The organism is Acidovorax delafieldii 2AN (assembly GCF_000175235.1).
In the GTDB taxonomy this organism is placed as follows: Bacteria; Pseudomonadota; Gammaproteobacteria; order Burkholderiales; family Burkholderiaceae_C; genus Acidovorax; species Acidovorax delafieldii_B.
On the sequence record NZ_ACQT01000260.1, the window covers coordinates 1 to 4849 of the forward strand.

Annotated in this window: 3 protein-coding genes; all 3 read right to left on the minus strand. The window is 66.0% G+C overall.

Annotated elements, in window-relative coordinates; genetic code table 11:
- Positions 1–2268, minus strand: a 2268-nt coding sequence (locus ACDELDRAFT_RS19185; RefSeq protein ID WP_005799688.1) for an NADP-dependent malic enzyme, incomplete at its 3' end; no start/stop codon positions are given.
- Between the two features lie 179 nt (positions 2269–2447).
- Positions 2448–3935, minus strand: a complete 1488-nt coding sequence (locus ACDELDRAFT_RS19190) for a nucleobase:cation symporter-2 family protein (RefSeq protein ID WP_005799689.1) — start codon at positions 3933–3935, stop codon at positions 2448–2450.
- A 616-nt stretch (positions 3936–4551) separates the two neighbouring features.
- The coding region (locus ACDELDRAFT_RS19195; protein WP_157764954.1) for a hypothetical protein at positions 4552–4849 on the minus strand (298 nt) is incomplete at its 5' end.

The following is a 4849-nucleotide window of genomic DNA, read 5'->3' on the forward strand; positions in this document are numbered from 1 at the left end:
CGTCATGTTGAACACCCGGCGCACGGTGGCGGCGGGCGTCAGGATGTAGGCTGTGGCGGCCACGCCCATGAGGATGGGGCCGACCGTCACTCCGCCGCTGGTGGTGGTCTTGAGCACGTTGTAGAGGATGTTGGCCGCGTCGATGTTCGGGCAGATCAGCAGGTTGGCCGAATCGGTGAGCGTGGAGTCGGCCATGTACGCATTGCGGATGTTGGGCTCCAGCGCGGCATCGCCGTGCAGTTCGCCGTCGCATTCGATGTCGGGGTGGGCGGCCACGAACAGGTCGCGCGCCAGGCGCATTTTCTTGGCCGATGCGCGCTTGGACGAGCCGTAGCTCGAGTGCGACAGGAACGCCACCTTGGCCGGTAGGCCGAAGCGCTGTACCTCTTGCACTGACATCCAGGCGATGTCGGCCAGTTGCTGCGCCGTGGGGTCTTCGTTCACATAGGTATCGGCGATGAACAGCGTGCCCCGGTTGGTCATCAGGGCGTTGAGCGCGGCGTAGTCGTTCACGCCGGGCTGCCGGCCCAGGATGCTGTGGATGCGGTCCAGATGCGTTTCATAGGTGCCCACCAGACCGCAGATCATGGCGTCGGCGTCGCCCAGCGACACCATGAGCGAGGCGATGATGGTGTTGGAGCGGCGCACGGCGGCCTTGGCCACCTCGGGCGTGGCGCCGTCGCGCTTCATGAGCTGGTGGTACCGCTCCCAATACTGGCGGAAGCGCGGGTCGTCTTCGGGGTTGCACACCTCCACGTCCTTGCCCAGTTGCATGCGCAGGCCGGCCTTGGCGATGCGGGCGGCGATCACGGCGGGGCGGCCGATCAGGATGGGCTGTGCGATCTTGTCGTCAATTGCCATCTGTGCGGCGCGCAGGGCCCGCTCGTCTTCGCCGTCGGCATAGGCCACGCGCTTTTGCGCATCGGGCAGGGCCTTGGCCGCGTTGATCACGGGGCGCATGAGCATGCCGGTCTGGTAGACGAAACGCGACAGCGTTTCCTTGTAGGCCTCCATGTCGGCAATCGGCCGCGTGGCCACGCCCGACTCGGCCGCTGCCTTGGCCACGGCCGGCGCAATCTTGAGGATCAGGCGCGAATCGAAGGGGGTGGGGATGAGGTAGTCGGGGCCGAAGGTCAGTTCTTTGCCCGCGTAGGCGCTGGCCACTTCCTCGCTGATATCGGCCTTGGCCAGGTCGGCGATCTGGCGCACGCAGGCCAGCTTCATGGCTTCGGTGATCTTGGTGGCGCCGCAGTCGAGCGCGCCGCGGAAGATGTACGGGAAGCACAGGACGTTGTTGACCTGGTTCGGGTAGTCCGAGCGGCCCGTGGCGATGATGCAGTCGGGCCGCACGGCCTTGGCCAGTTCGGGGCGGATCTCGGGCTCGGGGTTGGCCAGCGCCAGGATGATGGGCTTCGGCGCCATGGTCTTGACCATCTCGGCGGTGAGCACGCCAGGGGCCGAGCAGCCCAAGAACACGTCGGCGCCGTGGACCGCATCGGCCAGCGTGCGTGCATCGGTCTTCTGCGCGTAGCGCGCCTTCGACTCGTCGTAGCCGCCGGGGCGGCCTTCGTAGATCACGCCCTTGGAGTCGCACATGAAGATGTTCTCGACCTTCACGCCCAGGCCCACCATCACACCCACGCAGGCAATGGCGGCGGCACCTGCGCCCGAGACGGCGATCTTGACCTGGTCGATCTGCTTGCCCACCAGCTCCAGGCCGTTGAGCAGCGCGGCGCTGCTGATGATGGCCGTGCCGTGCTGGTCGTCATGGAACACCGGGATGTTCATGCGCTTGGACAGCTCGCGCTCGATGTAGAAGCACTCGGGCGCCTTGATGTCCTCGAGGTTGATGCCGCCCAGCGTGGGCTCCAGGCTGGCGATGATGTCGATGAGCTTGTCGGGATCGCGCTCGGCCAGTTCGATGTCGAACACGTCCACGCCGGCAAACTTCTTGAACAGGCAGCCCTTGCCCTCCATCACCGGCTTGCCGGCCAGCGGGCCGATGTCGCCCAGGCCCAGCACGGCGGTGCCGTTGGTGATCACGCCCACGAGGTTGCCGCGCGAGGTGTAGTCAAAGGCCTTGGTGGGGTCGGCCTGGATGTCCAGGCAAGGGTAGGCCACGCCGGGCGAATAGGCCAGCGACAGGTCGCGCTGGTTGGACAAGGGCTTGGTGGGCGTGACGGAAATCTTGCCCCGGGTGATGTTGCGGTGGTAATCGCGCGCAGCGTCGCGCAGCGATTCTTCGGCGGCGGAAAGTTTCTGGGTCATACGGAAATCCTGGAAGTCCTCGGCGGAATGCAAAACAAGGGTACCCGATGGCGCGTGCGGTTGGCATGCATGATTCATGCGTATCTGGCATAAAGCCAAAAGCCCCCTGCGGCAACGCCGGCAAGGGGAGCAGCCCACGCAGGCCGTGGCGCGTTTTCTGGCAGCGGGCGGGCGGGACGCTAGTGGGCGTCGGCCTGGCGTGCGGCGTTCACAGCGGCGGAGGTGTCGCGGCTGGCGCCATTGAAGAAAACGTTCAGGGCCACAGCCGTGATCGAGGCCAGCAGGATACCGGATTCGATGAGGGGGTGGATGGCGTGGGGCATCCACTGGCGGAAATTGGGCGCAATCAGCGGGATCATGCCCACGCCGATCGACACCGCCACGATCATGGCGTTGAAGCGGTTGTGCTTGAAATCCACACCGCCCAGGATGCGGATGCCCGTGGCGGCCACCATGCCGAACATCACCAGCCCGGCGCCGCCCAGCACCATGGTCGGCAGCGACTCGACCAGCGCCGCCATCTTGGGCAGTACGCCCAGCACGATGAGGATCACGCCACCGGCCACGCAGACAAAGCGGCTTTTCACGCCCGTGACGGCCACCAGCCCCACGTTTTGCGAGAAGCTGGTGTAGGGAAAGGTGTTGAAGATGCCGCCCAGCAGCGTGCCCAGGCCATCGGTGCGCAGGCCGCGTGTCAGCGCCGCCTGGTCCACCTTGCGCTCGGTCATTTCACCCAGGGCGAGGAACATGCCGGTGGATTCGATCATCACCACGATCATCACCAGCGTCATGGTCAGAACGAGGATCGGGTCGAACACCGGCGTCGCGATCTCGAAGGGCAGCACCAGGTCGAACCACTGGGCCCTGGCCACTTTCTCGAACGACATCAGGCCCATGGCTACCGCCACCACGGCCCCAATGACGATGCCCAGCAACACCGAGATGTTGGCGATGAAGCCCCTGGCGAACTTGGCGATCAGCAGGATGGACAGCAGCACCAGGCCCGAGATGCCCACGCCCGTTAGATCTGCGTATTTGGGATTGGGCACCGTGGGCACCACCGCGAAGCCCTTGGGCAGCGGCGGCAGGGAAGACCCCGGTGCGCCCGCAGCCGACTGCGCCTCGGTAAGCCACTTGATGTGGTCGGGGTTGACCACGTTGGGTGCCGTGGGGCCCACGGGGTTGCCAAAGATCCAGTTGATGCCCACGCGCATCAGGCTGATGCCGATCACGGCGATGATGGTGCCGGTGACCACGGGGGGGAAGTACCGCAGCATGCGGCTGACCACGGGCGCGATCAGGATGGAGATCACCCCCGCGCCGATCACCGCTCCGAAGATCAGCCCCGCTCCCGCCGTGCCGGAGGTGCTCTGCGCCATGGAAATCATGGGGGCCACGGCAGCGAAGGTGACGCCCATCATCACCGGCAACTGGATGCCGAACCAGCGCGTCGCGCCCAGCGCCTGGATGAGCGTGGCCAGACCGCAGCAGAAAAGATCGGCCGAGATGAGCTTGGCCACCTGATCAGGCGTGAGGTTCAGTGCCCGGCCGACGATGAGGGGCACTGCAACAGCGCCCGCATACATCACCAGCACATGCTGCAGGCCCAGGGCTGCCAGCCTGCCTGCGGGCAGGTGTTCGTCCACGGGGTGTACGTTGGGGTGCATTCGGGGGCTCCTTGGGTGTCGCGCGAGGGGGCCGCACGCTTTGGTGTGCAGCAATCCATACAAAAAGTGTATACACAACGGAGGAGGCCTGATCTACCCAGAAACCCTGTGCTGTCGCCCTCACGACATGGCCCGAAGGCGGAACGGTCGTTTTCTGGAAGAAGGACCAGAAGAGGCAGCCGGTGGGCAGGCGCGTGGCAGCGCCGGGCGTGTGCCCCTCGCCTTGTGTTGCCTGCGGCGCGAGATGTGGCGAGAAGGCTTGTCTTGGCGACAGGACAGCGCGTGCAGCGCCGTCGCCGTTTTGGTGCAACAAAGAGGCGTGGCCGGTGGAGTCGCAAGCGTCGGTGGCGCTGGCCACGGCTGGCTGGGGCGCATGTCGCTCCCCCTCTGCTCGCCGGCAGCGATGGGACAGAAAAACACCAAGCCGGAGGCCACGCAGGGGCGCCGCCCAGTGATGCGCCCACCGGGCCCCTGGGGCGGTAGGCCCGGCCTATTCCTTGAAAAGGTGCCGACCTCTGACAAGGCGGGTCAGCGGCATGAAAAAAAGGCGGCCCTGGCCGCCTTTTTCTTGGGGTGGTGTGCCTGAAGCCGGTGGCCGCAGGCAAACGCAGGGTCATCAAGCCTTGGGTTGTGCCTCGAACGGCAGGGTCATGGCAGAGAGGTCGCGACGGGTTTCGACCAGCACCAGCGGACCTTCGTCCAGCACCACGGCTGGTGGACGCTCGCGGGGGATGCGCACGGGCTTGGGCTCGGCGGCAATCGCGGCTTGTGCAGCTGCGATTTTTTCTGCGTCCGAGTTCACCCATTGCAGGCCGGAGGCGGTCGCTATCTGCTGCAGGGCATCGAGCTGCAGGGTGAAACCCTGCACCCGGGGCATGCCTTGCGTTGCGGCCGGGGCCGGCGCAGACACAGGG

Coding starts and splice junctions, on each gene's coding strand:
- ACDELDRAFT_RS19190 (WP_005799689.1), bottom strand. CDS start 3,935: ATGCACCCCAACGTACACCCCGTGGACGAACACCTGCCCGCAGGCAGG.